This is a genomic window from Pseudomonas palmensis (assembly GCF_017848315.1).
Classification (GTDB): Bacteria; Pseudomonadota; Gammaproteobacteria; order Pseudomonadales; family Pseudomonadaceae; genus Aquipseudomonas; species Aquipseudomonas palmensis.
Genome location: NZ_JAFKEC010000021.1, coordinates 1 through 24,597 on the forward strand (window position 1 = coordinate 1; position 24,597 = coordinate 24,597).

Sequence of the window (24,597 nt, forward strand, 5' to 3'; positions counted from 1 at the left end):
GGGTGGGCGAGGTTAGCAGAATGTTGTCAGCGCTGGCCCCTTCGCCGGCTTGGCCGGCTCCCACGGGGGCGTACGTTCATGTGGGGGCCGGCCCGGCCAGTGCATGCTAACCCGCCAGGTTCGGCCAGGCATCGGCCACCAGAAACAAGCGTTGGGCCTCTACCCAATCCCCGCTATCCCCTGGCACCAGCCGCACCAGCAACTGCGCGGGGGCCATCGGGTCCAGCGCTTGCAGCCAGGCCTGGAACTGTTCCGTGCCCCAGGCCTGTTCCTGCGTGTACCGCGCCGACGCCAGCCATGCCTGGCGCGGCAACGGCTGCCAGCGCCCGGGGTCGGCCTGCGCCGCAAACCGGGCCCAGTCGCGCTGATGCAGCCAGCGCCCGCGCAAGTGCTGCGGGTGCGCACCCGCCGGAGGCTGCGCCGGCCCCGGCCATGGATACAGCAGATACCCGCCCAGCCAAAGCTGAGCCGTGAAGCTGTCTATGTGCAGCGCCGCCAGTGCCTCGCGCCCCTCGGCCCGCGCCGAAATCGGCAGTTGATGGTCGTTCAGGTGCGCCAGCTTGCGGTCCAGCCGGTCATGGCAGCCCGGCCCAAGCCACTGCGCCGGGTTGCGCCCGTCACCGTGCTGCGGGCCCAGGTACAGCTTGATGGCCAGCTCCAGGTGATGCACCCCGTCGCGGTCACGCAGCAGGATGTCCAGCTCGCCCAGGGTGTGCCCGCCGTCGCGGATCGGCAGGTTGGCCGCCAGCAGCTCCACCCCCGGAGCATGGCGCAACGCGAACTGCCACAGCCGCTCGTAGTACAACCCCAGGCGCCGGCTGGCGGCCTGTGCCAGCCAGGCCTGCAGGTCACGGCTGTCGTGGTCCAGCGCCAGCAGCCAGTCGCGCAGCAACGCCGGTGCGGCCACCCAGTCGCTGCCGGCCAACGGGTGGCGTTGCGGCCAGGGCGTCACTGCGAGCATGGGGGGCGCAAGGATCACCCACGCCAGGTCCCGCACCGGGGGCTGGCGCAGGCGGTTGGGCAGGTCGCAAAGGTCGGTAAAGGGCATCATCCTGCGAGCATAGCCGCCCGCCCCGGCGCCTTGTGCAAAAAACTGCGGCGTTTGCCGCTGCCCGGCGCTTTCGCCCATAATCAACGCTTTGGCCAACCGGCCCATTCAACGCCGCAGTGCCCCGCAGGAGCCCCATGGAGCAATTTCGCAATATCGGTATCATCGGCCGCCTTGGCAGTTCGCAGGTGCTCGATACCATTCGCCGACTGAAAAAATTCCTGCTCGAGCGGCACCTGCACGTGATCCTCGAGGACACCATCGCCGACGTGCTGCCCGGCCACGGCCTGCAGACCTCTTCGCGCAAGCTGCTGGGCGAGGTGTGCGACATGGTCATCGTGGTCGGCGGCGACGGCAGCCTGCTCGGCGCCGCCCGCGCACTGGCGCGCCACAACATCCCGGTACTGGGCATCAACCGCGGCAGCCTGGGGTTTCTCACCGACATTCGCCCCGACGAGCTGGAGGTCAAGGTGGCCGAAGTGCTCGACGGCCACTACCTGGTGGAAAACCGCTTCCTGCTGCAGGCCGAAGTCCGCCGCCACGGCGAGGCCATCGGCCAGGGCGACGCGCTCAACGACGTGGTGCTGCACCCTGGCAAGTCCAACCGCATGATCGAGTTCGAGATCTACATCGACGGCCAGTTCGTGTGCAGCCAGAAGGCCGACGGCCTGATCGTCGCCACACCGACCGGCTCGACCGCCTACGCGCTGTCGGCCGGCGGACCGATCATGCACCCCAAGCTCGACGCCATCGTGATCGTGCCCATGTACCCGCACACGCTTTCGGGACGCCCGATCGTGGTCGATGGCAACAGCGAGCTGAAGATCGTGGTATCGCGTGACCTGCAGCTGTACCCGCAAGTCTCGTGCGATGGCCAGAACCATTTCACCTGTGCCCCCGGCGACACCATTACAGTGAACAAGAAGCCGCAGAAGCTGCGCCTGATCCACCCGCTGGACCACAACTACTACGAGGTCTGCCGGACCAAGCTCGGCTGGGGCAGCCGTCTGGGTGGTGGAGGCGACTGATGCTCGATCCCGCGCGCAGTTACGACCTGATCGGCGATGTCCACGGCTGTGCCCACACCCTGGAGCGTCTGCTCGACGCCATGGGGTACAAGCGTCAGGGCGGGGTGTGGCGGCATGCGCAGCGTCAGGCGATCTTCCTTGGCGACATCATCGATCGCGGCCCGCGCATTCGCGAGGCCCTGCACATCGTGCACGACATGGTCGAAGCCGGTCAGGCCCACTGCATCATGGGCAACCACGAATTCAGCGCACTGGGCTGGACCACGCCGGCGCTGCCGGGCAGCGGCAAGCAGTTCGTGCGCGAGCACAACCCGCGCCATGCGCGGCTGATCGAAGAGACACTGACCCAGTTCGCCGACCACCCCCACGACTGGCACGACTTCCTCGGCTGGTTCTACGAGCTGCCGCTGTTCATCGATGCCGGACGCTTTCGCGTGGTACATGCCTGCTGGGACGCGCGCCTGATCGAGCCGCTGCGCCAGCAGCATCCGGACGGGCGCATCGACGAGCATTTCGTGCAGGCCTCGGCCGTGGGCGGCAGCTTTGCCCACACCGTGTGCAACCGGCTGCTGCGCGGCACCGACATGCGCCTGCCCGACGGCCTCACCCTGACCGGCGGCGACGGCCTGACTCGCGCATTCTTTCGCACCAAGTTCTGGGAGGAAGACCCGCAGACCTACGGCGATATCGTGTTCCAGCCCGATGCGCTGCCGGCCGAAGTGGCCAATGCGCCGCTCAGTCGCAGCCAGAAGAACGCGCTGCTGCGCTACGGTGACGACGAGCCGCTGTTGTTCGTCGGCCATTACTGGCGCAGCGGCCGGCCCGCACCCATCCGCGCCAACCTGGCGTGCCTGGACTACAGTGCGGTGCTCTACGGGAAGCTGGTGGCCTATCGGCTGGATGATGAAACCCGCATCGACCCGCACAAGTTCGTATGGGTGGATGTCGAACGGCCGGAGGCCAGTCAATGAGTGCGGCAATGGTGATGCGCCTGCCCCTGAGCGTCGACCTCAGCGGCTTTGTCGAGCTGCTCAAGCGCCTGCAGGTGCCGCACCGGGTCTCGGAGGAGGGCGAGGAGCAGGTACTGTGGACCGCCGACTACCTGGTGGAAGATGTTCGCCAGCTGTACCAGCGCTATCCGGAGGGCAATGCCGATGTGCAACTGCCGCCCCTGGCGCAGCCCCCGGCCCCACCGCGCCCGAGCCTGGCCGCGCAGGCGAAGGCCAGCAAGGCCACTGCAGCGGTGTTGCTGCTGTGCGTGGTGGTGGCGGCACTGACCGGCCTGGGCGACAACTTCGCCACCTTGAGCTGGCTGACCTTCCTGGATTTTCGCGTGCAGGGCGACTACCTGTATTTCACCCCGTTGCTGACCAGCCTCGATGCAGGCCAGTGGTGGCGCTTGTTCAGCCCGATGCTGGTGCACTTCGGCATCCTGCACCTGGCCATGAACGGCCTGTGGTACTGGGAGCTGGGGCGGCGCATCGAGCTGCGTCAGGGCACCCTGGCCTTGCTGTCGCTGACCCTGCTGTTCAGCCTGGTGTCGAACATGGCGCAGTTCGTGTTCGGCGGGCCCAGCCTGTTCGGCGGCTTGTCCGGGGTGCTGTACGGCCTGCTCGGGCACATCTGGCTGTACCAGTGGCTGGCGCCGAACCCGGTGTATCGCATGCCGCGTGGCGTGCTGGTGATGATGCTGGTATGGCTGCTGCTGTGCCTGTCGGGGTTGATCACCCTGCTCGGCTTCGGCGCGATCGCCAACGCCGCCCACGTGGGTGGGCTGTTGGTCGGCTGCCTCAGCGGGCTCTTGGGCGGGGCACTGGCCCGGCGTAAACTGTCAGCTTGATTTTTGGAGACGCTATGTCCACTTTTGCGCAAATGATCGAAAACATCACCCCGGAGATCTACGCCAGCCTGAAACTGGCCGTGGAAATCGGCAAATGGTCCGACGGGCGCAAGCTCACCGCCGAGCAGAAGGAGCTGTCGTTGCAGGCCGTGATCGCCTGGGAGATGCAGAACCTGCCCGAAGACCAGCGTACCGGCTACATGGGCCCGCAGGAATGCGCCTCCAAGTCCGCGCCGGTGCCCAACATCCTGTTCAAGTCGGACGCGATCCATTGATCGAACTCGGCCGTGGTTCCATCAGCAAGATGACGGCGCGCCTCGAGCAGCCGGTCGTGCAATACGCGTTTCGCCTGGGCGACGTCGAAGTGCCGGTCAACCCCCTGCTGGGCAAGACCGTGCGTCTCGAATACCTGGGCGCGATCCACTGTACCCACTGCGGGCGCAAGACCAAGACCAGCTTCAGCCAGGGTTACTGCTACCCGTGCATGACCAGGCTGGCGCAATGCGACACCTGCATCATGAGCCCCGAGCGCTGCCACTACGAGCACGGCACCTGCCGTGACCCGGCCTGGGGCGAGCAGTTCTGCATGACCGACCACGTGGTGTACCTGGCCAACTCGTCGGGTATCAAGGTCGGCATCACCCGCGCCACCCAGCTGCCCACGCGCTGGCTCGACCAGGGCGCCAGCCAGGCCCTGCCGATCGTGCGGGTGGCCACCCGGCAGCAGTCCGGGCTGGTCGAGGACCTGTTCCGCAGCCAGGTGGCCGACCGCACCAACTGGCGCGCACTGCTCAAGGGCAACGCCGAGGCGGTCGACCTGGTGGCCGTGCGCGAGCAGTTGTTCGACAGCTGCAGTGAAGGTTTCAAGGGCCTGCAGGACCGCTTCGGCCTGCAGGCGATCCAGCCGCTGACCGACGTCGAGCCGATTGAAATCAGCTACCCGGTAGAGGCGTACCCGAGCAAGATCGTGAGCTTCAACCTGGACAAGAACCCTGTCGCCGAAGGCACCCTGCTGGGGATCAAGGGCCAGTACCTGATTTTCGATACCGGCGTGATCAATATTCGCAAGTACACGGCCTACCAGCTGGCCGTGCATCAGTAAAAGGACCGCCACATGCGTACCGAACAGCCGCAAGTGATCTACCTCAAGGACTATCAGGCACCCGAGTACCTGATCGACGAGACGCACCTGACCTTCGAACTGTTCGAGGACCACAGCCTGGTCCACGCGCAGCTGGTCATGCGCCGCAACCCGGCGCGCGGTGCCGGCCTGCCGGCGCTGGTGCTCGACGGCCAGCAGCTGGAACTGCTCAGCGTGGCGCTGGACGACCAGCCGCTGGGCGCTGACGACTACCAGCTCGACGACAGCCACCTGACCCTGCAGCCCACTGCCGAGCGCTTCACCCTGGACACCAGCGTGAAGATCCACCCCGAGACCAACACCGCGCTCGAGGGCCTGTACAAGTCCGGCGGCATGTTCTGCACCCAGTGCGAGGCCGAGGGCTTTCGCAAGATCACCTACTACCTCGACCGCCCGGACGTGATGAGCACCTTCACCACCACGGTGATCGCCGAGCAGCATCGCTACCCGGTCCTGCTGTCCAACGGCAACCCCATCGGCAGCGGGCCGCAGCAGGACGGTCGGCACTGGGCCACCTGGGAAGACCCGTTCAAGAAACCGGCCTACCTGTTCGCACTGGTGGCCGGCGACCTGTGGTGCGTCGAAGACACCTTCACCCGCCAGTCGGGGCGCGACGTGACCCTGCGCATCTATGTCGAGCCGGAGAACATCGACAAGTGCCAGCACGCCATGGTCAGCCTGAAGAAATCCATGCGCTGGGACGAAGAGGTGTATGGCCGCGAATACGACCTGGACATCTTCATGATCGTGGCGGTCAACGACTTCAACATGGGCGCCATGGAGAACAAGGGCCTCAACATCTTCAACTCCAGCTGCGTGCTGGCGCGTGCCGAGACCGCCACCGATGCCGCGCACCAGCGGGTCGAGGCGGTGGTGGCCCACGAGTACTTCCACAACTGGTCGGGCAACCGCGTGACCTGCCGCGACTGGTTCCAGCTGTCGCTCAAGGAAGGCTTCACGGTGTTCCGCGATTCCGAGTTCAGCGCCGACATGAACTCGCGCACGGTCAAGCGCATCGAGGACGTGGCCTACCTGCGTACCCACCAGTTCGCCGAAGACGCCGGCCCCATGGCCCACGCCGTGCGCCCGGACAGCTTCATCGAGATTTCCAACTTCTACACCCTGACCGTGTACGAGAAGGGCTCGGAAGTGGTGCGCATGGTGCACACGCTGCTGGGTGCCGAGGGCTTTCGCAAGGGCAGCGACCTGTACTTCGAACGCCATGACGGCCAGGCCGTGACCTGCGACGACTTCATCAAGGCCATGGAAGACGCCAACGGCGTCGACCTGACCCAGTTCAAGCGCTGGTACAGCCAGGCCGGCACGCCGCGCCTGAACGTCAGCGAGGCGTACGACGCCGCTGCCCAGACCTACAGTCTGACCTTCAGCCAGAGCTGCCCGGCAACCCCGGACAAGGTCGAGAAGCAGCCGTTCGTGATCCCGGTCGAACTGGGCCTGCTCGATGCCCAGGGCAACGACATTGCCCTGCGCCTGCAAGGCGAAACGCAGGCGGGCGCGACCACGCGGGTGCTGTCGGTGACCGAGGCCGAGCAGACCTTCACCTTCGTCGACGTGGCCGCCAGGCCGTTGCCGTCGCTGCTGCGCGGCTTCAGTGCGCCGGTCAAGCTGAGCTTCCCGTACGACCGCGACCAACTCATGTTCCTGATGCAGCACGACAGCGATGGCTTCAATCGCTGGGAAGCCGGCCAGCAACTGTCGGTTCAGGTCTTGCAGGAACTGATCGCGCAGCATCAGCGCGGTGAAGCCCTGGTGCTCGATCAGCGCCTGGTCACTGCCCTGGGCAGCGTGCTGGCCAACGAGGCACTCGACCAGGCCATGGTCGCCGAAATGCTCTCGCTGCCGAGTGAGGCCTACCTCACCGAAATCAGCGAAGTGGCCGATGTGGACGCGATTCATGCGGCCCGCGACTTTGCCCGCCAGCAACTGGCCGAGCAACTGTTCGACGGGCTGTGGGCGCGCTACCAGGCCAACCGTGCGGTCTCGCGCGAAACCGCCTATGTGGCCGAGGCCGAGCACTTTGCCCGGCGCAGCCTGCAGAACATCGCGCTGTCGTACCTGATGCTCACGGGCCGGGCGCAGGTGCTGGAGGCGACGCTCGAGCAGTTCGAGGCGTGCGACAACATGACCGAACGCCTGACCGCACTGGCCGTGCTGGTCAATTCGCCGTTCCAGGACGAGCGCGCCAGGGCACTGCAAAGTTTTGCCGAGCACTTCAAGGACAACCCGCTGGTGATGGACCAGTGGTTCAGCGTGCAGGCGGGCAGCCCGTTGCCGGGCGGCCTGGCGCGAGTGCGTGGGTTGATGGAGCACCCGGCGTTCACCCTGAAGAACCCGAACAAGGTGCGCGCGTTGATCGGTGCGTTCGCCGGGCAGAACCTGGTCAACTTCCATGCGGCCGATGGCTCGGGTTATCGCTTCCTGGCGGACCTGGTGATCGAACTGAACGGCTTCAACCCGCAGATCGCCTCGCGCCAGCTGGCGCCGCTGACCCGCTGGCGCAAGTACGATGCCGCGCGCCAGGCGCTGATGAAGGCCGAGCTGGAGCGCATCCGCGGCTCGGGCGGGCTGTCCAGCGATGTGTTCGAGGTGGTGAGCAAGAGCCTGGCCTGAGGTTGAGGGCAGGTTGAACAGGGGGCTGGCCTTTTCGGGGCAGCCCCCTTTTTTATGATGAAGGTGCGGGCGGACAACGCGACATCCACGACCCAGAGGCCGCGCTTAACAAAACATAACGCGTTGTACGTTGTCATCCATTTCCAAAGCCTGCTAGCTTGAGGCCAGCATTCGCGGGGCTCTAGATTGCCGCTTCCAGCCCCGCCAGTAGCACCGAATAACAATAATGTGGGAGAGGACTATGAATGTATTCACGGCCAGCGTCTTGCTGAGCCTGGGCCTGGGGCTGTTCGCCGCAACCGCCGGGGCTGCCGATGACGGCCCGACACCGCAGACGGTGTATTCACAGACCTCGAACAAGGCCTCCCACAGCCTGCTGATCGACATCGCCAAGGCCGGGCCGCGCCTGGTGGCGGTGGGCGAACGCGGGCATATCCTCTTCTCCGACGACCAGGGCCAGAGCTGGACCCAGGCCCGCGTCCCCAGCCGCCAACTGCTCACTGCCGTGTACTTCGCCGATGCCAAGCACGGCTGGGCAGTGGGCCATGATGCGCAGATCCTCGCCAGTAGCGACGGCGGCGCCACCTGGAGCAAACAGTTCGAAGACCCGTCCCGCGAATCCCCGCTGCTGGATGTCTGGTTCCAGGACACCCGGCACGGGCTGGCCGTGGGGGCCTATGGCAGCCTGTTCGAAACCACCGACGGCGGCGCGCACTGGCAGGACGTCGCAGAGCGCCTCGACAACCCCGATCAGTACCACCTCAATGGCATCGCTGCCGTGAAGGGCGCGGGCCTGTTCATCGTGGGCGAGCAGGGCAGCATGTTCCGCTCCCGCGATGCCGGGCAGACATGGGAACACCTCGACGGCCCCTACGAGGGCTCGCTGTTCGGAGCGATCGGTACCGCCCGCGCCGATACCCTGCTGGTCTACGGCCTGCGCGGCAACCTGTACCGTTCCAGCGATTTCGGCAGCACCTGGCAGGCCATCGCGCTCCAGGGCGAGCGCGGTGCGCTCGAATTCGGCCTGGCAAGCGCTACGCTACTCGAAGACGGCAGCCTGGTGCTGGTGGGCAACGGCGGCAGCGTGTTGCGCAGCACCGATGACGGCCAGAGCTTCAGCGTGTTCAACCGGCCCGACCGTATCGCCCTTTCGGGCGTGAGCGGCCAGGCCGATGGGCAGCTGATCCTGGTCGGCCAGGGCGGGGCACGCCTGGCTACCGCCACCGGCGCCGCGAGGGCGCAACCATGAGCAGTCAGGAGTCGTTCAACATGCAGCACAACCAGGACAAGGCGAGCCTGCTCGAGCGCCTGATATTCAACAACCGCCCGGCGGTGATCGGCATCTGTGTGCTGGTGAGCCTGTTCCTGTTCTGGCAGGCCATGCTGATTCGCCCGTCCACCAGCTTCGAGAAGATGATCCCGCTGGAGCATCCGTTCATCCAGAACATGATCGAGCACCGCAACGACCTGGCCAACCTGGGCAACACCGTGCGGATCTCGGTGGAGGCCAAGGACGGTGACATCTTCAGCAAGGCGTACATGGAGACCCTGCGCCAGATCCACGACGAGGTGTTCTACATTCCTGGCGTCGATCGTTCGGCGCTCAAGTCGCTGTGGAGCCCCAGCGTGCGCTGGACCGAGGTGACCGAGGAGGGCTTCGCCGGTGGCGAGGTGATCCCGCAGACCTACGACGGTTCGCCCGACAGCCTGGAGCAACTGCGCAACAACGTGCTCAAGTCCGGTCAGGTCGGCCGGCTGGTGGCCAACAACTTCAAGTCGAGCATCGTCGATGTGCCGCTGCTCGAATCCTACCCCGACCCCAACGACCCGGGGCGCCAGATCAAGCTCGACTACCAGGCGTTCTCGCACCAGCTCGAAGACCTGATCCGCAACAAGTTCGAGGCGCAGAACCCCAACGTCAAGATCCACATCGTGGGCTTTGCCAAGAAGGTCGGCGACCTGATCGACGGCCTGATGATGGTGGTGATGTTCTTCGGCATCGCCCTGGTGATCACCTGGGTGCTGCTGTACTGGTTCACCTGGTGCATCCGCAGCACCATTGCCGTGCTCATCACCACCCTGGTGGCGGTGGTGTGGCAACTGGGGCTGATGCACGCGGTGGGCTTCGGGCTCGACCCGTATTCGATGCTGGTGCCGTTCCTGATCTTCGCCATCGGCATCTCCCACGGGGTGCAGAAGATCAACGGCATCGCCTTGCAGTCCAGCGAGGCCGAGAACGCGCTGACTGCGGCGCGGCGTACCTTCCGCCAGCTGTTCCTGCCGGGCATGATCGCCATCCTGGCCGATGCGGTGGGCTTCATCACCTTGCTGATCATCGACATCGGGGTCATCCGTGAACTGGCCATCGGTGCCTCGATCGGCGTGGCGGTGATCGTGTTCACCAACCTGATCCTGCTGCCGGTGGCGATCTCCTATGTGGGCATCAGCAAGAAGGCCATCGAACGCAGCAAGAAGGATGCGACCCGCGAGCATCCGTTCTGGCGCCTGCTGTCCAGCTTCGCCAGCCCCAAGGTGGCGCCGGTGTCGGTGCTGCTGGCGCTGGCGATGTTCGGTGGCGGCCTGTGGTACAGCCAGAACCTGAAGATCGGCGACCTCGACCAGGGTGCGCCGGAGCTGCGTCCGGATTCGCGCTACAACAAGGACAACGCCTTCATCATCGACAACTACTCCACCAGCTCCGACGTGCTGGTGGTGATGGTCAAGACCCCGACCGAAGGCTGCTCGGTGTACAAGACCATGGCGCCGGTCGACGAGCTGATGTGGAAGATGGAGAACACCCCCGGGGTGCAGTCGGCGATCTCGCTGGTGACCGTGTCCAAGCAGATGATCAAGGGCATGAACGAGGGCAACCTGAAATGGGAAAGCCTGTCGCGCAACCCGGACATCCTCAACACCTCGGTGTCGCGTGCCGAGGGCCTGTACAACGCCGACTGTTCGCTGGCGCCGGTGCTGGTGTTCCTCAACGACCACAAGGCCGAGACCCTCGACCGCGTGGTGGATGCGGTCAAGGCATTCGCTGCCGAGCATGACCAGGAGGGCCTGGAGTTCCTGCTGGCGGCGGGCAACGCAGGGATCGAGGCGGCCACCAACGAGGTGATCCGGTCGGCCGAGCTGACCATCCTGATCCTGGTGTACCTGTGCGTGGCGGTGATGTGCATGATCACCTTCCGCTCGTTTGCTGCCACCCTGTGCATCGTGCTGCCGCTGGTGCTGACCTCGGTGCTGGGCAACGCGCTGATGGCGTTCATGGGCATCGGCGTCAAGGTCGCGACCTTGCCGGTGGTGGCGCTGGGCGTGGGCATCGGCGTGGACTACGGGATCTACATCTACAGCCGCCTGGAGAGCTTCCTGCGCGCCGGCCTGCCGTTGCAGGAGGCCTACTACCAGACGCTGCGCTCCACCGGCAAGGCGGTGCTGTTCACCGGGTTGTGCCTGGCGATCGGGGTGTGCACCTGGATTTTCTCGGCTATCAAGTTCCAGGCCGACATGGGCCTGATGCTGACCTTCATGCTGCTGTGGAACATGTTCGGCGCGCTGTGGCTGTTGCCGGCGCTGGCACGCTTCCTGATCAAGCCGGAGAAGATGGCGGGCACCCAGAGCAAGTCGATCTTCGCGCACTGACACACTGCGTCGTTTTCATCGCGGGTCAAGCCCGCTCCCACAATGACTACCGCGGTCCTTGTGGGAGCGGGCTTGACCCGCGATGCTTTTAAGGTTGGGGTATCATGCGTGTTTAATCAGGGATACCCCCCCATGACCACCCTTGCCCAAGCCCTTGAATCCTGCGACATGCTGTTGATCGATGGCCTGCACGCATTCGACTTCACCTTCGACGATACGGGCCTGCGCATCGAATTGATGGACGGCCGTGCGTTGAAGAAATGGCAGTTCAGCCCCGAGCAGATCGGCAACGCGACGCTTGCCGGCGAGCACTGGCAGCTCAGCGACGACACGGGCGAGCATCAACTAGTCTGCATGAGTGCCTTGCGCGCTTCTGAAGAGGACGACGATGAAACGCCAGCTGATGTCCCTGCTGACCGCTAGTGCCATGGCGCTGACGCTCAACGCCCACGGCCATGAACTGCTGGTGGGCACCCATGACGGGATCTACCGCTACCGCTTCGACAGCCAGCGCGGCCAGCTCGACCCCACGCCCCTGCAAGTGCTCAGAAGCAGCAACCCGTCCTGGCTGACGCTGTCGCCGGACCGGCGCAACGTGTTCGCGGTCAACGAGAACGGTGACGGCCAGGGCCAGGTCAGCAGCTTTGCCCGGGCGCATGACAGCGGTGAACTGAGCCTGTCGAGCCAGGTGTCCAGCGACGGTGACGAACCGACCCACTCGAGCCTGAGCCTGGATGGGCGTTATCTGTTCGTGGCCAACTACGGCGTCAAGCCTGAGCCGGGCGGCAGCCTCAGCGTGTTGCCGGTCGCCGCCGATGGCCGTTTGTCGGCGTCGGTGCAGCAGGTGCGCCATGTGGCCAGCGGGGTGAACCCCGAGCGCCAGGCCGGGCCGCATGTGCATTCGGTGGTGCCGTCCCCGGACGGGCGATACCTGTTTGCCAGCGACCTTGGCGCCGACCAGGTGATCGGCTACCGCTACCAGCCCCAGACCCCGACCCGGCCACTGGGCGCGGCAACCCCGGTCGTCCTGCCGCCGGGCAGCGGGCCGCGTCACCTGGCGTTCGGTCCAAACGGCAAGCATGCCTACCTGACCCTGGAAATGAGTGCACAGCTGGTGGTGTTCGACTACCAAGACGGCACCCTGAGCCAGCGCCAGATCCTGCCGTTGACCGAACAGGCCGATGCCGCGGCCAAGGCGGCCAGCGCGGTGCATGTGTCCGCCGACGGGCGCTTCGTGTACGTGAGCAACCGCGGCACCCGCAACGAACTGATCGTGTTCGCCATCGACCGTCAGGATGGCAGCCTGCGCCAGGTGCAGCGCCGTTCGGTGGAGGGTGATCACCCGCGCGAGTTCACCCTGGACCCGACCGGGGGCTACGTGCTGGTCGGCAACCAGCAGAGCAACCAGATCGTGGTGATCCGGCGCGATGCGCAGACCGGCCTGCTGGGCGAGGTGGTGCAGACGCTGGCACTGCAATCGCCTTCGGACCTCAAGTTCGTCGACTGAACTATCAATCGCCTTGATATTCGCTACTGGCGCAATGAATTTTTCAGTGCGCCGGCAGCGGCGTAGGTTTGAACCACGGCCCAACCGGCCACTTCAACCTGACGCTTTCGAGGGCATTGCCATGAACTTCAATCTTTTTTCGGTTATCGCGGCTTCGGCCATTTCTGCCTCTGTGGTGCTGCCTGCCGGCGCCCAGGTCGAGATCCGCGAGAAAAAATCCTCCACCCCGAGCTACACCCAGAAGTACCTGCAGCAAAGCGCGAATTTCTATGCGGCGCTGGATCACAAGGTCCAGCACTGATCGTTTCCGGTGCTGACCTTGTAGCGTCAGTACCGGCCCCTTCGCTGGTCAGCGTGCCATGATCGCCTTGAACAGCACCGACTCCAGCCACCCCTGCAACCACACGCGCAAGCGCGGGTAGGGCGCTGTGGCAAACCAGTCAGGCTCGACCCCGGCAAACTGGCGAACGAATGGCATCAGCGCCACGTCCGCGATGCTCGGGTGCGCCGCCACCAGGTAGGCCTGCCGCTCGAGACGCTGTTCCAGGTCCAGCAGTACCGCCTCGGCCAGCGCACGATACGTCTCGCGCGACTGCTCCGGGTAACGCTCGGCATACTTGTAGTGATTGAGCTGCTGCTTGAACAGCGTGTCATTGCGCTCGATCAGTTGCGTGGCCTGCTGCGCTGCGTTCGGGTCGTCCCGCAGCGCCCAGTTTTGCGGATCATGCCGGGCCAGCGCCCAGTGCATGATCTGCAGGCTTTCCTCCAGTACCTCACCGTCCACGCTCAACACCGGCACCGTGCCCTTGGGCGACAGCGCCAGCATGTCGGCCGGCTTGGCCTTCAGGCTCACTTCGCAGATCTGCACCGGGCAACCGGCGTAGCGCAAGGCCATGCGCGCACGCATCGCGTAGGGGCAGCGGCGGAACGAATACAGGATCATCCGCTGACCTCCACCGTGCTCAACCCATTGCCCTGGCGCCGCACCTGGATCTGCACCGGGATCCGCTCATGCATTTCCTGCACGTGGGAGATCACCGCCACCTTGCGGCCCTGGGCCTGCAGGCCGTCCAGCGCGTCCATGGCCAGTTGCAGCGACTCCGGGTCGAGGCTGCCGAAGCCTTCGTCGATGAACAGCGACTCGATGCGCAAGGTGCTCGAGGCCATCGAGGCCAGGCCCAGCGCCAGTGCCAGCGACACCAGGAAGGTCTCGCCGCCGGACAGCGAGTGCACCGAACGCAGTTCGTCGCCCATCTCGGTATCCAGTACCAGCAGCCCCAGCGCGCTGCCGCCACGCTTGAGCCGGTAGCGCCGCGCCAGCTGGCGCAACTGGGCGTTGGCGTGGTGCACCAACAGATCGAGGTTGTAGCCCTGGGCGATCTTGCGGAACACGTCGCCGGTGGCCGAGCCGATCAGCGCGTTCAGGCGTGCCCAGCGCTGCCATTGGGCATGGGCCTGGGCGATGCGCTCGGCCAGGGCCTGGTTGGCCAGTTGCCGGCGCTGGTCGTCGGCCTGCTCGGCGCGCAGTTCGGCGCACTGCTGTTCGCTGATCACCAGGTGTTGCTGCAGCTCGCTCAGCGCCTGCTCCAGCTGCTCGGCGGGTACCTCGCCGCTGGCCTGGGCCTGATGCTGCTGCAGGCGCTGTTCGCGCTCTGCGACGAGCACGCCGGCCTGCTCGATGGCCTTTTCTGCCTGTTGCAGGCGCTGGCGCAGTTGACTGACCTGCTCGTCATCCACCGCCAGCAGCTGGTCCAGCCCGGCATCGTCGAGTTCCGGGTGACCCTGGCGCCATTGCCCGATGGCGTGGTCGAGCTGCTGGCTTTCCTGCTCCAGGGCGCCCAGACGCTGTTCGTCTGCCTTGAGTTCGGCAGCCCGCTCGATGGCCTGGGCCTGGGCCTGCTGCAACTGCTGGCCGGTCGTTGCCTGCGCGCTGCGCGCTGCCTCGACCTGCTGTTCCAGGTGCTGCTGCCAGTGCTCGGCACCGGCATGCTCGCCAATCAGCGCGGTCAGGGCGTCGCGGGCCTGTTGCTGCTGGGTGCGCAGTGCATCGACCTGTTGCTGCACGGCCTGATGGCTGAGTTCAAGCGCCTGTTGCTGCACCTGGGTCTTTTCAAGCTGCTGCTGACGCTCGGCGTGCTCCTGCTGCTCGTCCTTTTGCCGGCCCAGCAGCTCCAGGCGCTGGGCCAGTTGCTGGTCCAGTTGCAGGAAGGTCGCGGCGGGCTCCCGGCGCAAGGCATCGAGAATGTCGCCTGGCAGCAGCGTGGCGAAGCCGGCCAGCGCCTGCTCCAGGTGTTCGTCGTCGGCCTGCAGCGCATGCTGTTGCTGGCTCAGGTGCTGCGCGGCCTGCTGGTTCGCCTCGACGCTCGCCTGCACCTGCTGCTGCACACGGGCGGCGTCTTTCTGCAGGGTCAGCAGGGTAGCGAGGCGTTGCTCGTCGCGGGCGATGTCGTCGTTCAGGCGGCGTAGCTGATGCTCCAGCCAGGCCGAGCGCTCGCCCACATCCTGTGCCGAGAGTTGCGCATACAGCGCGTGCGCCTCCAGGCCAGGAGCCAGTGCCTGCTGCTGGACGGCCAGTTGTTCCTGCTGGTGCAGGTACTCCTTGATCTGGCCATTCACGCCGCCCAGGGTGCTGCGCAGTTCGTCGAGCTTGAGCTTGAGCGCCTCCACCGCCTGCAGGGCGCCGGCCTCTTCAGTCTGGTCGTGCCGGCCGAGGCTTTGCAGCAGGGCTTCGGGCTGGTGATAGGGGTGCTCCTGGCTGCCACACACCGGGCAGGGCTGGTCGTCCTGCAACTGCGCGCGCAGTTCCTCGACGCTGGCGCTGCGGGCCAGGCGCTGACGTTCGAGCACCTGGCGGGTGACCTGCAGGGCCTGTTCGGCGGCGGTCAGCTCGGTCTTGCCCTGCAGGCCTTCGGCGATCAGGCCTTCACGCTGTTGCTGGGCTGCCTGCTGGCGCTCGCGCAGGGCCTGGGCGCGTTGCGTCAGCTCCTGCTGGCTGGCCCACAGGCGGGACAGCTCTTCGACGGCGCGCTGCTGCTTGCGGTTGTCCTGCAGCAGGGTGCCGAGCAGGTCGATCTGTTCGGCCAGCGCCTCGGGCTCGGCGCCGGCCTCGTGGTAGAGCAGGGCCAGGCTTTCACGGTGTGCCTGCAACTGGCGTGCGCACTCATCGGCGCGCTGCTGCAGGCCGGGCAGCTCCTCGCGGCCCTGGCTGAGGCGGTTGCCGACCAGCATCAGTTGCTGCAACTGGGCGCGGTAGGCGTTCCAGGCATCACCGATGCTTGCCAGGTGAGCGCTCTGGCTCAACTGCTCGTCGACCTGGGCCAGGCGCTGGTGGGTGAGCTGCTGGCGCTCGATCAGCGCCTGGATCTGCTGCTGGCCTTGGCGACTGGCTTGTTCGGCGTGCTGACATTGAACGTTGCGCTGGTCAAGTTCCTGCTCCAGGCGCGCCAGCGTCTGCTGCTCGGCGAAGGCCTGGCGCAGCAGCGGCGCGCACTCGGTCTGCCGGGCCAGGGCCGTGGCCAGGTGCTCACCGGCGGCTTGCTGCGCCTGTTCAAGCTGCTGCAGGCGTTGCTGCAACGCGGCCTGCTGCTGGCGTTGCTGCTGGATGCTCGCTGCCAGTGGGCTGAGCTGGCTGGCCAGCTCCCGCTGGCGGGCGAACTGATGGCGCTGCGGGGCGAGTTGTTCGAGGCGGCTCAGGTTCAGGCGTTCGCCCTGCAACTGCGTCCACTGTTGCTGCGCGCTGTGCAACTGCTCGCTGGCGGCGGCCTGCTGGTCCTGCAACTGCTTGAGTTCGGCGAACCAGCTGCGCTGCTGTTCGAGCAGGCGCAGGCGGGCCTGTTCGGCCTTGAGCTGGCGCTGCGCCTCGGCGAGGCGCTGGTCGAGCTCGGCGCGTGCCTCCTCGGCCATCGGCATCACGCCCTGGGCCTGGTCGGTGAGCGCCTTGTGCGCCTCTTCGGCCTCCTTGCTCTTGCTGTAGGCGCGCCGGCCCAGCTGGCTGTAGATGGCGGTGTTGGTGAGCTTTTCGAGCAGTTCGCTGCGTTCCTTGTCGTCGGCCTTGAGGAACGCGCTGAATTCGCTCTGCGCCAGCATCACGGCGCGGGTGAACTGTTCGAAGTTCAGGCCCAGGCGGGCCTCGATCATCTGCTCGTATTCGCGCTTGCTCTGGTTGCTCAGCAACTGGTTGCTGTCCAGGTCGTGCAGGCTCTGGCGGCTGCCCTGCAACTTGCCGGTGGGTTTGTCACGGGCGCGGTTGGCTTCCCAGCGCGCGCGGTAATGGCGCCCGTCGATGCCGACGAAGTCGACTTCGGCAAAGCCGCTGCCGGTGCCGCGGCGCAGCAGGGTGCGCGGGTCGCTGGTGAGTATTTCGCTGTCGACCTCGGGCAGCTTGGTCTCGCGGCCGATGTTGTTCAGCCGCGGCACCGCGCCGAACAGCGCCAGGCACAAGGCGTCGAGCAGGGTGCTCTTGCCGGCCCCGGTCGGCCCGGTGATGGCGAACAGGCCGGCGCTGGCCAGCGGCTCGCAGGTGAAGTCGATCTCGAACGGGCCGGCCAGGGAGGCGAGGTTCTTCAGGCGAATGGCAAGAATCTTCATGGCTGTTCCTCCTCCTGCTGCACGTCCTGCAACAGCAGGGCGAAGTCGGCCAGGGTCTGTTCGTCGACGCCGGTGCCGTAGGCCTGTTCCCAGGCACGGCTGAACAGGTCGTGGGGGCTGAGCTGGCCCAGCTCGATCAGGCGGGTGTCGTCCTCGCCGTCGCTGGCGCCGGTGCCGGCGTATTCGGCGGCGATGCGTACCAGGCGCACGGCCTTGCCTTGCAGGCAGGCTTCGAGCTGCTGGCGCAGGTCGGGCTGCGGTTCGTCCAGGCGCACCCGCACCTCCAGCCAGGGCTGGCGCTGCGGGTCGTCGAGCAGGTCGACCTGGGGCAGTTGCCCGAGTTGTTCGAGAATCTCCACCAGCGGCGCCGGGCCCAGGCGTTGCAGGGGCACGGCACGCGGTATCAGGCGCGGTTCGACACTGGTCAGGGTGGCGCCGTCGAGTTCGACTTCGAGGATCTGGTGCTGATAGCCGATTTCGGAGAACGACAGCGGAATCGGCGAGCCGCTGTAGCGGATGCGGTCTTCGCGGTTGACCTTCTGCGGCTTGTGCAGGTGGCCCAGGGCAACGTAGCTGATCTGGCTGCCGAACAGGCTGGCGGGCAGGGCCTCGGCATTGCCGATGATCAGGCTGCGCTCGGAGTCTTCTGATACCGAGCCGCCGGCCATGTGTGCGTGGCTCACGGCGATCAGCGCCTGGCCAGGCTTGCGTTGCTTGAGGGCGGCCTCGATCAGCCATTCGTGCACCTGGCCGATGCCGCGCAGGTAGTCGTCACCCAGGTGCGCACCGGTGACTTCGGCCGGGCGCAGGAAGGGCAGGGCCAGGCACCAGGCGGTCACCTTGCCCTTGGCGTTGGTCAGCGGCACCAGCAGGCGCTCGCTGTCGAGCTGGCCGTCGTCGAGCCAGTGCACGCGACCCAGGGCGTAGGTCCTGAGACGGCGCATCAGCGGTGCGGGCAATTCGATGCGCGAGCCGGAGTCGTGGTTGCCGGCGATCATCACGATGTTCAGCCTGGGCTGCTGTTCGTGGGCCTGGACGATGAAGTCGTAGAGGCGCTCCTGGGCTTTGACCGGCGGGTTGACGGTGTCGAAGATGTCGCCGGCAATCAGCAGCGCGTCAGGCTGGCGCAGCTTGAGCTGGCCGAGCAGCCAGTCGAGAAAGCAGGCATGTTCGAAGTCGCGCTCCTGGCCATGCAGGGTTTGCCCCAGGTGCCAGTCGGAGGTGTGAAACAGACGCATTGGAAGTCCCGTGAAGGTCGAGCCGGTAGCCGGCTATGGTAACGCGGGTGGCAGGTTTTGGGGGCTGCGATAGCCCCTGCGCAGGCGCCGCGTTATTTGGGATAGAGCGGCGGCAGGCTGCCGTTCTCGGCGGCGCTCGGCTGCGCCTGCTCGGCTGCGGGAATGGTGCCGATCGCCCGCCACAGTTCATCGCCCTGCCAGTATTGCCCGCTCTCGCTGTACAGCGCGCCGTTGAGCCCGTCCAGCGCATCCGACAGCGGCACGAAGCGCGCCGCCATCTCGGCCAGGGTCTCGGGCTGCTGGCGGGCCCAGGCATCCAGCGCCTGGCGGGTGGCCTGCGGGTCGTTGGCCTGACAGGCACGCTTGAGGTCGTCGAGCAGGGTGCGCGGGCTCGGCCCGCTCTGCGCCGCACGCATTACCGCCGGCTGCGAGCGTGCGCGCCACCACAGGGCGAAGCCGAGCAGGGTGGTCAGGGCCAGCAGCAGCGTGCTCAGTTGCCACGGCCATAGCGGCCGGTTCTCGAGGTTGACGACGCTGGCCGGGGTGTCTGCCGTGAGGGCGGGGTTGTCTTCGATCTTCAACCCGCGCGCCGGCAGGCTGGTGCGCTCCACGTGCTGTTCGCGGGTGTTCCACCACACCACCTCGAGGCTCGGCAGTTCCAGTGCGCCACTGTGGGTCGGCACCAGCGCCTCGCGTTCCTCGCGCAGGCCTACCAGCCCGCGTTCGCTGACCTCTTCACGCAGTTGCGGCTGATCCGGGTAACGGCGCAGGCCGTTGACTTCGGTGGCGGGCAGCGGTGGCAGTTGCGCACTGGACAGCCCGTCGGCGCTGAGGATCACGCTGCGCGTCAGCGAGTCGCCGATCTGGGTCGGGGTCTGCGCCGGGTCCGGGCTCCAGCGTTCCTCAAGGCTCAGGCTGCGTGCCGGCAGCCACGGCTGGTCGGCGGGGTACTCGGCCGGTATCGGCAGCACCTGCAAGGGCAGCGGCGTGGAACTGACCCGTACCTGCTTGCCACGTGCCGCGCCGCTGTCGCCCTGGGCCGGCTCGTCGGCGCTGGTGGCGCTGAAGGTCAGGGCGGGTATGCTCAGTGCGCCGCTTTGCTGGGGGAAGATCGCGTAGCGCATCTCGATCACGCCAAAGCGCACGCCGTTGATCAGTTTTTCATAGGTGCGCGACTCGCCCAGCGGTTCGACCCGGGCATTGGCGATCACCAGCGGGCTGAGGCTGCTGTCATCGTAAAGCGACACCGAGTGGTAGATGCGCAGGGTCAGTACGGCCTGGGCCTGCACGTACACGCTGTCTGCGTCCAGGCTGGCATCGATGCTCACCGGCGCCTGGCTGATGTCGCTGGCCGCCTCGGCCGGCAGTACCTGCAACGTCACCGGCTGGCTCTGCGCCTCGCCCAGGTGCAGCACCGGCACCTGGACCGTGCCGCTCTGGCGCGGGCGCAGGGTGATGATCCAGCGGGTATTGGCCTGGGTCTGGCCGTCGAGGCTCTTGAGGCTGTTGACCTGGCGCGTGTCGCGCACTTCGAAGTCGGCCTGCAGCGGGGTCAGGTCGGGCTTGCCGAACTGGGTCACGTCTTCGATTTCCAGGGTCAGCTCCAGGGTTTCGCCCGCGATCAGGCGGCTGCGGTCGACGCTGGCGAGCAGCGTCGCCGCCTGCACCTGCAGGGCGAACAAGAAGCTGAAAACCAGGGCGCAGACGCGGATCATTTGGGGCTTTCCTGATGCAGTTGCTGTTCGTACCAGAACTTGCGGCGCAACAGCTCGGACGGGTTGTCCGGGATCTGGCGCAGCCATTGTTCCAGGGCCTGGCGCTGCTCGGCATCCAGGCTGCTGTCGACGGGGCGCTGCGGTGGCCGGGTGGTGTCTTCGTCCGGCGGCTCGCTGGCGTTGTGCGCGTGCTCTGGCGCGGTGGCGGTGTCTTCGCCGGCGCCGGCCTTGGCATCGCCCTGGCTGCTGTCGCTGCTGTTCGATTGCTGGCCGTTGCTGGCCGAATCGGTCGGCAGGTCGGGCCGGCCCTGAGGCGGGTCTTCGGTGGCCGGCGGTTGCTGGGGCTGTTCGGGCTGGCGGCGCAGCAGTTGCTCGACCAGATCCTTGTTGGCCTGGGCCGCTTCCAGCTCGGGCTCCAGCTCCAGGGCCTGCTCCCAGGCATCCACGGCCGCCTCCAGTTCGCCGCTGCGGGCCAGGGCATTGCCGCGATTGTAATGGGCGCTGGCGCTGCTGGCCCGTGCGAATTCACGGGCGGCGCCAGCATAGTCGCCAGCCTGGTACAGCGCCATGCCTTTCCATTGCGGGTCTTCGAAGTGGCGGGCGGCCTCGGCCGGACGCTGCTGTTCGAGCAGGCGCTGGCCCTGCTGGTCGGGACGCAGCCACAGGTCGTTGAAGGTGAAGGCGTAGCTCGGTTGCGGCAGCAGGCCGAGCAGCAGCGGCAGGCAGAACAGCCAGCCACGCCGGCCAGCGCACGCGGCCAGCAGCAGTAGCGGGATCAGCAGCCAGTAGCCCTGGTCGGCCCAGCTGTCCAGTTGCAGGGTCTGGCCGTCGGCGCGCAGCGCCTGGGGATTGTCGAACAGGCCCAGGCCGCGCAGGTCGAGGTCGTCGATGCGCGCCTTGCGGTAACGCCCGCCGGTACTGTTGATGAAGGCCTTGAGCTCGGCGCTGTCCAGGCGCGGAACCAGGATTGCCCCGTCCACGTCCTTGAGGTATTCGCCGTTGGTCTGCCTGACCGGCGCGCCTTCGGGGGTGCCCACGCCCAGCATCAGCAGCTTGGGACCATGACGCCCCAGTGCCTGGGTGATGCCCTGACGTTCCTGCGGGCTGAGCGAGGAGCCGATCAGCAGCAGGCGCCCCTGGCCCAGCGCGCCCTGGGCCAGCAGTGCCAGCGCCTTGCGTACCGCCAGGTCGGCGCGCTGACCAGGTTGCGGCATGATGGCGGGGTCCAGGGCGTCGAGCAGGTTGCGGCTGGTGGCCAGGTCGTCGGACAGTGGCACCAGGGTGTGTGCGCTGCCGGCATACACGATGATCGCGGTCTGGCTGTCGCGGCGGTGTTCGAGCAGGTCGAGCAGCTTGCGTCTGGCCTGCTGCAGGCGGTTGGGCGGGGTGTCGTCGGCGAGCATCTGCGGGGTCAGTTCGAGCATGACCACCAGCGGGTCGGCGGCGCGCTGGCGGGTCTCTTCCAGGCGCTCCCAGCTGGGGCCGACCAGGGCCAGCACGGCCAGCAGCCAGGCCAGGCCCAGGGCGATCCACGGCAGCTTGCTGTCGCGGCCATTGCCGCCGCCCAGCAGCACGGCATGGAACGCCGCGGGCAGGATCATCTGCCAGCGTCCGGCGCGCTTTTGCCGGTGCCACAGCTTCCACAGCAGCCAGCCGAGCAGCGGCAGCAGCAACAGCCAGGCCGGGCGCAACCATTGGGGCCAGAGCTCGATCATCGACGCCTCCGCAGGCGCAGGCGCTTGAGGCGCTCGCGCCATTCGGGATGCGGCTGCAGAAAGTGCGGCCGGCGCAGCAGGCGTTGCAGCAGGTTGTCGGGCCAGCGATCGCGCACCACCAGCAGTACGCTCAGGCCCAGCGCCAGGGCCAGCGGCCAGCTGTACAGGGCATGCGCGGTACGCGCCTGGGTCGGTTGCTGGGCTACCGGCTCGAGGCGGTCGAGGGTCTGGCCGATGGCGTTGAGTTCGTTGCCGTCGCGGGCGCGGAAGTAGGCGCCGTGGGTGACCTCGGCGATCTCCCTGAGCGAGGCTTCGTCCAGGTCCAGGCTCGGGTTGAGCCCGAGCATGCCGGCGGTGCCGGTTTCGTCCGGGTCGGCGCCGATGCCGATGGTGTAGATCCTGATGCTTTCCTGGGCGGCCAGGCGCGCGGCGGTCAGCGGATGGATCTGCCCGCCGTTGTTGGCGCCATCGGTCAGCAGAATCAGCACGCGGCTTTGCGCAGGGCGCATGCGCAGGCGCTTGACCGCCAGGCCGATGGCATCGCCAATGGCGGTGTTCTTGCCGGCGATACCGATCTGCGCCTCGTCGAGAAAGCTGCGCACGGTGCGTCGGTCGAACGTCAGCGGGGCCTGCAGGTAGGCCTGGCTGCCGAACAGGATGAGCCCCACGCGGTCGCCTTCACGCGCTTGCAGAAAGTCGCCCATCAGTTGCTTGACCAGGGTCAGGCGGCTGACGTCCTCGTCGTCCCAGCGCATGTCGGGGAAGTCCATCGAGCCGGATACATCCACCGCCACCAGCAGGTCGCGCCCACTGGCGGCCACCGGCAGCGGCTCGCCCAGCCATTGCGGGCGTGCGGCGGCGCACAGCAACAGCAGCCACACCAGCACGAACGGCGCCTGCTGGCGCCAGGTCGGCAGGTTGAGCCGCGCGCGGCGCCCGGCCAGGCCTTCGAGCTCGTCCAGAAAGCTCACCTTGAGCACCGGTTCGCCGCTGTCGGCGGCCGGCAGCAGCAGACGGGCCAGCCACGGCAGCGGCAACAGCGCGAAGACCCACGGCCAGGCCAGTTCAAACATGTTTGCGAATCCAGGTGTCGACCGCCTGGTTGAGCCCGGCGATGGCCTTGTCGTCAAGCCGGCACTCGGGCTTGTAGGCGCCTTCCACCAGTACCATCCAGCGGGTCAGGCCGGCGGCCGGGCAGCGGTTGTCGAGAAACGCCAACCACTTGCGCCCGTTGAGGGTGTGACTGTGGCTGTCGGGGTAGTGGTTGCGGCACAGGCGTTTGAGCAGGGCGTTGATCTGCTGCAGCCAGGCACCGGCCGGTGCGCCGTCGTAGGGCTTGGGCAGCGCCGCCAGCTCTGCCAGGGCGGCGATGCGGATCGGTTCCAGCGGTTGTTCGGCGCGTGGCAGCGGAGCCTTGCGCGGGCGCCAGTGACGCAGCCGCCACAGGCCCCAGGCGAGCACGGGCAGCAATGCCAGCAGCACCCACCAGCCCGGCGCGGGCGGCCACGCGCCGATGGGGGCGGGGGCGATCAGCGGTTGCAGTGCGTCCAGTGGGTTCATCGGCTTTTACCCGAACGTTGCGGGTCGAGGTATTCGCGCAGTTGCTCGATCATTTCGCTCTGGGTGCTCAAGGGCATCAGCACCACGCGCAGTTTCTGGGCCAGCAGTTCCCAGCGTTCGATGCGTGCCTCGCTCTGCTGGCGATAGCTCTTGCGCAGGTTGGCATCCAGGGTATCGAGCTCCAGCTGTGCGCCGCGCTGGGCAAAGCGCAACAAGCCGGCGGCGGGCAGGGCGTGGTCGAGTGGGTCGGACACTGGCAGCAGCAGCAGGTCGCAGTGGCGCGCCAGCAGGCTCATCTGTTGCTCCACCCCGGGGGTGAGCGCGCGTTCGTCGCAGATCACGATGGCCAGGCTGCCCGGGCGCAGCACTTCGCGGGCGCGGCGCAGGGCGATGTTGAGGTTGTCGCCCTGGGGCTGGGCCTCGGTGTGCAGCGACTGGTTGACCCGCGCCAGGCGGTTGAGCAGTTGCAGCAGGCTCTGCTTGCTGCGCCGTGGCTTGATTTCATAGTGCTCGTTATCGCCGAACACCAGGCCGCCGATGCGGTCGTTGTGGCCCAGCGCGGCCCAGCCGATCAGGGCGGCGGCCTGGGCGGCAAGTACCGACTTGAACATCAGTCCGGAGCCGAAGAACAGGCGTCGGCTCTGTTCGACCAAAATGAAGATGGGCCGCTCGCGCTCTTCGTGGAACAGCTTGGTGTGGGGTTCCTGGGTGCGGGCGGTGACTCGCCAGTCGATGTTGCGCACATCGTCGCCGGCCTGGTAAACGCGCACCTGGTCGAAGTCCACGCCGCGCCCGCGCAGGCGCGAGTGATGCAGGCCCACCAGCGGGCTGCGTTGCCCGGGGGCGGAGAACAGCTGCACCTCGCGCACGCGATGACGCATCTCGATCAGCTCGGAAAGGCCGATGCGGATGCCGGGCTCGGCCTGCGCTGAAAGAGGCATGGCT

At 66.8% G+C, this 24,597-nt stretch carries 20 protein-coding genes; 11 read left to right on the forward strand and 9 right to left on the reverse strand.

What is annotated here, in order from left to right:
• Positions 1 to 106: 106 nt before the first annotated feature.
• Positions 107 to 1,051: a DUF1853 family protein gene (locus JZZ72_RS13270; protein WP_210014564.1), complete on the reverse strand. Its 945-nt coding sequence runs from the start codon at positions 1,049 to 1,051 to the stop codon at positions 107 to 109.
• A gap of 134 nt (positions 1,052 to 1,185) precedes the next feature.
• Between JZZ72_RS13270 and JZZ72_RS13275 the strand changes: the two genes are divergently transcribed.
• The 11 genes from JZZ72_RS13275 to JZZ72_RS13325 all read left to right on the forward strand — a co-directional run bounded on the left by JZZ72_RS13275 (position 1,186) and on the right by JZZ72_RS13325 (position 13,138).
• Entirely contained in the window at positions 1,186 to 2,076 is an 891-nt protein-coding gene (locus JZZ72_RS13275; RefSeq protein WP_043864641.1) for an NAD(+) kinase, read from the forward strand.
• Complete coding sequence (locus JZZ72_RS13280; RefSeq protein WP_210014565.1) at positions 2,073 to 3,047, forward strand: metallophosphoesterase; 975 nt, start codon at positions 2,073 to 2,075, stop codon at positions 3,045 to 3,047. Before JZZ72_RS13275 ends, JZZ72_RS13280 begins: the two co-directional genes overlap by 4 nt.
• Complete coding sequence (locus tag JZZ72_RS13285; RefSeq protein ID WP_210014549.1) at positions 3,044 to 3,916, forward strand: rhomboid family intramembrane serine protease; 873 nt, start codon at positions 3,044 to 3,046, stop codon at positions 3,914 to 3,916. The genes JZZ72_RS13280 and JZZ72_RS13285 overlap by 4 nt, the downstream gene beginning before the upstream one ends.
• Before the next feature lie 14 nt (positions 3,917 to 3,930).
• Positions 3,931 to 4,191, forward strand: a complete 261-nt coding sequence (locus tag JZZ72_RS13290; protein ID WP_054916681.1) for a YeaC family protein — start codon at positions 3,931 to 3,933, stop codon at positions 4,189 to 4,191.
• Positions 4,188 to 5,018 (forward strand): DUF2797 domain-containing protein, encoded by an 831-nt coding sequence (locus JZZ72_RS13295; RefSeq protein ID WP_043864637.1) that lies wholly within the window; start codon positions 4,188 to 4,190, stop codon positions 5,016 to 5,018. Before JZZ72_RS13290 ends, JZZ72_RS13295 begins: the two co-directional genes overlap by 4 nt.
• A gap of 12 nt (positions 5,019 to 5,030) precedes the next feature.
• On the forward strand, positions 5,031 to 7,688 hold the full coding sequence (gene pepN / locus JZZ72_RS13300) for an aminopeptidase N (RefSeq protein WP_210014550.1): 2,658 nt from the start codon (positions 5,031 to 5,033) through the stop codon (positions 7,686 to 7,688).
• Between the two features lie 241 nt (positions 7,689 to 7,929).
• The gene (locus JZZ72_RS13305) at positions 7,930 to 8,937 is read left to right on the forward strand and encodes a WD40/YVTN/BNR-like repeat-containing protein (protein ID WP_236066272.1); all 1,008 of its coding nucleotides are present in this window, start codon (positions 7,930 to 7,932) and stop codon (positions 8,935 to 8,937) included.
• Entirely contained in the window at positions 8,934 to 11,330 is a 2,397-nt protein-coding gene (locus JZZ72_RS13310; protein WP_043864634.1) for an efflux RND transporter permease subunit, read from the forward strand. The genes JZZ72_RS13305 and JZZ72_RS13310 overlap by 4 nt, the downstream gene beginning before the upstream one ends.
• Before the next feature lie 132 nt (positions 11,331 to 11,462).
• Positions 11,463 to 11,753 (forward strand): DUF5629 family protein, encoded by a 291-nt coding sequence (locus JZZ72_RS13315; protein WP_058541348.1) that lies wholly within the window; start codon positions 11,463 to 11,465, stop codon positions 11,751 to 11,753.
• The gene (locus JZZ72_RS13320) at positions 11,719 to 12,837 is read left to right on the forward strand and encodes a lactonase family protein (RefSeq protein ID WP_123752327.1); all 1,119 of its coding nucleotides are present in this window, start codon (positions 11,719 to 11,721) and stop codon (positions 12,835 to 12,837) included. The genes JZZ72_RS13315 and JZZ72_RS13320 overlap by 35 nt, the downstream gene beginning before the upstream one ends.
• Before the next feature lie 121 nt (positions 12,838 to 12,958).
• Positions 12,959 to 13,138: a hypothetical protein gene (locus tag JZZ72_RS13325; protein WP_043864631.1), complete on the forward strand. Its 180-nt coding sequence runs from the start codon at positions 12,959 to 12,961 to the stop codon at positions 13,136 to 13,138.
• A gap of 48 nt (positions 13,139 to 13,186) precedes the next feature.
• On the opposite strand, the gene JZZ72_RS13330 is transcribed toward JZZ72_RS13325, so the two are convergent.
• The 8 genes from JZZ72_RS13330 to JZZ72_RS13365 all read right to left on the reverse strand — a co-directional run bounded on the left by JZZ72_RS13330 (position 13,187) and on the right by JZZ72_RS13365 (position 24,593).
• On the reverse strand, positions 13,187 to 13,780 hold the full coding sequence (locus tag JZZ72_RS13330; RefSeq protein WP_210014552.1) for a glutathione S-transferase: 594 nt from the start codon (positions 13,778 to 13,780) through the stop codon (positions 13,187 to 13,189).
• Positions 13,777 to 17,424 carry an AAA family ATPase gene (locus JZZ72_RS13335; protein ID WP_210014553.1) on the reverse strand — a complete coding sequence of 1,216 codons (3,648 nt, stop codon included), beginning with the start codon at positions 17,422 to 17,424 and terminating at the stop codon, positions 13,777 to 13,779. The genes JZZ72_RS13330 and JZZ72_RS13335 overlap by 4 nt, the downstream gene beginning before the upstream one ends.
• Positions 17,421 to 18,662 carry an exonuclease SbcCD subunit D C-terminal domain-containing protein gene (locus tag JZZ72_RS13340; RefSeq protein ID WP_116055069.1) on the reverse strand — a complete coding sequence of 414 codons (1,242 nt, stop codon included), beginning with the start codon at positions 18,660 to 18,662 and terminating at the stop codon, positions 17,421 to 17,423. Before JZZ72_RS13340 ends, JZZ72_RS13335 begins: the two co-directional genes overlap by 4 nt.
• Positions 18,663 to 18,754: 92 nt before the next feature.
• Positions 18,755 to 20,377, reverse strand: coding sequence for a BatD family protein (locus JZZ72_RS13345; protein ID WP_088514246.1), 1,623 nt, complete (start codon positions 20,375 to 20,377; stop codon positions 18,755 to 18,757).
• The gene (locus JZZ72_RS13350) at positions 20,374 to 22,092 is read right to left on the reverse strand and encodes a vWA domain-containing protein (RefSeq protein ID WP_078479579.1); all 1,719 of its coding nucleotides are present in this window, start codon (positions 22,090 to 22,092) and stop codon (positions 20,374 to 20,376) included. Before JZZ72_RS13350 ends, JZZ72_RS13345 begins: the two co-directional genes overlap by 4 nt.
• The gene (locus JZZ72_RS13355) at positions 22,089 to 23,165 is read right to left on the reverse strand and encodes a vWA domain-containing protein (RefSeq protein WP_054916214.1); all 1,077 of its coding nucleotides are present in this window, start codon (positions 23,163 to 23,165) and stop codon (positions 22,089 to 22,091) included. Before JZZ72_RS13355 ends, JZZ72_RS13350 begins: the two co-directional genes overlap by 4 nt.
• Positions 23,158 to 23,652: a DUF4381 domain-containing protein gene (locus JZZ72_RS13360; RefSeq protein WP_043864624.1), complete on the reverse strand. Its 495-nt coding sequence runs from the start codon at positions 23,650 to 23,652 to the stop codon at positions 23,158 to 23,160. Before JZZ72_RS13360 ends, JZZ72_RS13355 begins: the two co-directional genes overlap by 8 nt.
• Positions 23,649 to 24,593 (reverse strand): DUF58 domain-containing protein, encoded by a 945-nt coding sequence (locus JZZ72_RS13365; protein ID WP_054916213.1) that lies wholly within the window; start codon positions 24,591 to 24,593, stop codon positions 23,649 to 23,651. Before JZZ72_RS13365 ends, JZZ72_RS13360 begins: the two co-directional genes overlap by 4 nt.
• Between the last annotated feature and the right edge of the window lie 4 nt (positions 24,594 to 24,597).

Excerpts from the sequence above, each read along its gene's own strand:
- JZZ72_RS13325 (WP_043864631.1), top strand. The coding sequence starts at position 12,959 with ATGAACTTCAATCTTTTTTCGGTTATCGCGGCTTCGGCCATTTCTGCC.
- pepN (WP_210014550.1), top strand. The coding sequence starts at position 5,031 with ATGCGTACCGAACAGCCGCAAGTGATCTACCTCAAGGACTATCAGGCA.
- JZZ72_RS13290 (WP_054916681.1), top strand. The coding sequence starts at position 3,931 with ATGTCCACTTTTGCGCAAATGATCGAAAACATCACCCCGGAGATCTAC.
- JZZ72_RS13320 (WP_123752327.1), top strand. The coding sequence starts at position 11,719 with ATGAAACGCCAGCTGATGTCCCTGCTGACCGCTAGTGCCATGGCGCTG.
- JZZ72_RS13365 (WP_054916213.1), bottom strand. The coding sequence starts at position 24,593 with ATGCCTCTTTCAGCGCAGGCCGAGCCCGGCATCCGCATCGGCCTTTCC.
- JZZ72_RS13350 (WP_078479579.1), bottom strand. The coding sequence starts at position 22,092 with ATGATCGAGCTCTGGCCCCAATGGTTGCGCCCGGCCTGGCTGTTGCTG.
- JZZ72_RS13285 (WP_210014549.1), top strand. The coding sequence starts at position 3,044 with ATGAGTGCGGCAATGGTGATGCGCCTGCCCCTGAGCGTCGACCTCAGC.
- JZZ72_RS13310 (WP_043864634.1), top strand. The coding sequence starts at position 8,934 with ATGAGCAGTCAGGAGTCGTTCAACATGCAGCACAACCAGGACAAGGCG.
- JZZ72_RS13335 (WP_210014553.1), bottom strand. The coding sequence starts at position 17,424 with ATGAAGATTCTTGCCATTCGCCTGAAGAACCTCGCCTCCCTGGCCGGC.
- JZZ72_RS13270 (WP_210014564.1), bottom strand. The coding sequence starts at position 1,051 with ATGATGCCCTTTACCGACCTTTGCGACCTGCCCAACCGCCTGCGCCAG.
- JZZ72_RS13315 (WP_058541348.1), top strand. The coding sequence starts at position 11,463 with ATGACCACCCTTGCCCAAGCCCTTGAATCCTGCGACATGCTGTTGATC.
- JZZ72_RS13340 (WP_116055069.1), bottom strand. The coding sequence starts at position 18,662 with ATGCGTCTGTTTCACACCTCCGACTGGCACCTGGGGCAAACCCTGCAT.
- JZZ72_RS13305 (WP_236066272.1), top strand. The coding sequence starts at position 7,930 with ATGAATGTATTCACGGCCAGCGTCTTGCTGAGCCTGGGCCTGGGGCTG.
- JZZ72_RS13275 (WP_043864641.1), top strand. The coding sequence starts at position 1,186 with ATGGAGCAATTTCGCAATATCGGTATCATCGGCCGCCTTGGCAGTTCG.
- JZZ72_RS13345 (WP_088514246.1), bottom strand. The coding sequence starts at position 20,377 with ATGATCCGCGTCTGCGCCCTGGTTTTCAGCTTCTTGTTCGCCCTGCAG.
- JZZ72_RS13355 (WP_054916214.1), bottom strand. The coding sequence starts at position 23,165 with ATGTTTGAACTGGCCTGGCCGTGGGTCTTCGCGCTGTTGCCGCTGCCG.
- JZZ72_RS13330 (WP_210014552.1), bottom strand. The coding sequence starts at position 13,780 with ATGATCCTGTATTCGTTCCGCCGCTGCCCCTACGCGATGCGTGCGCGC.
- JZZ72_RS13360 (WP_043864624.1), bottom strand. The coding sequence starts at position 23,652 with ATGAACCCACTGGACGCACTGCAACCGCTGATCGCCCCCGCCCCCATC.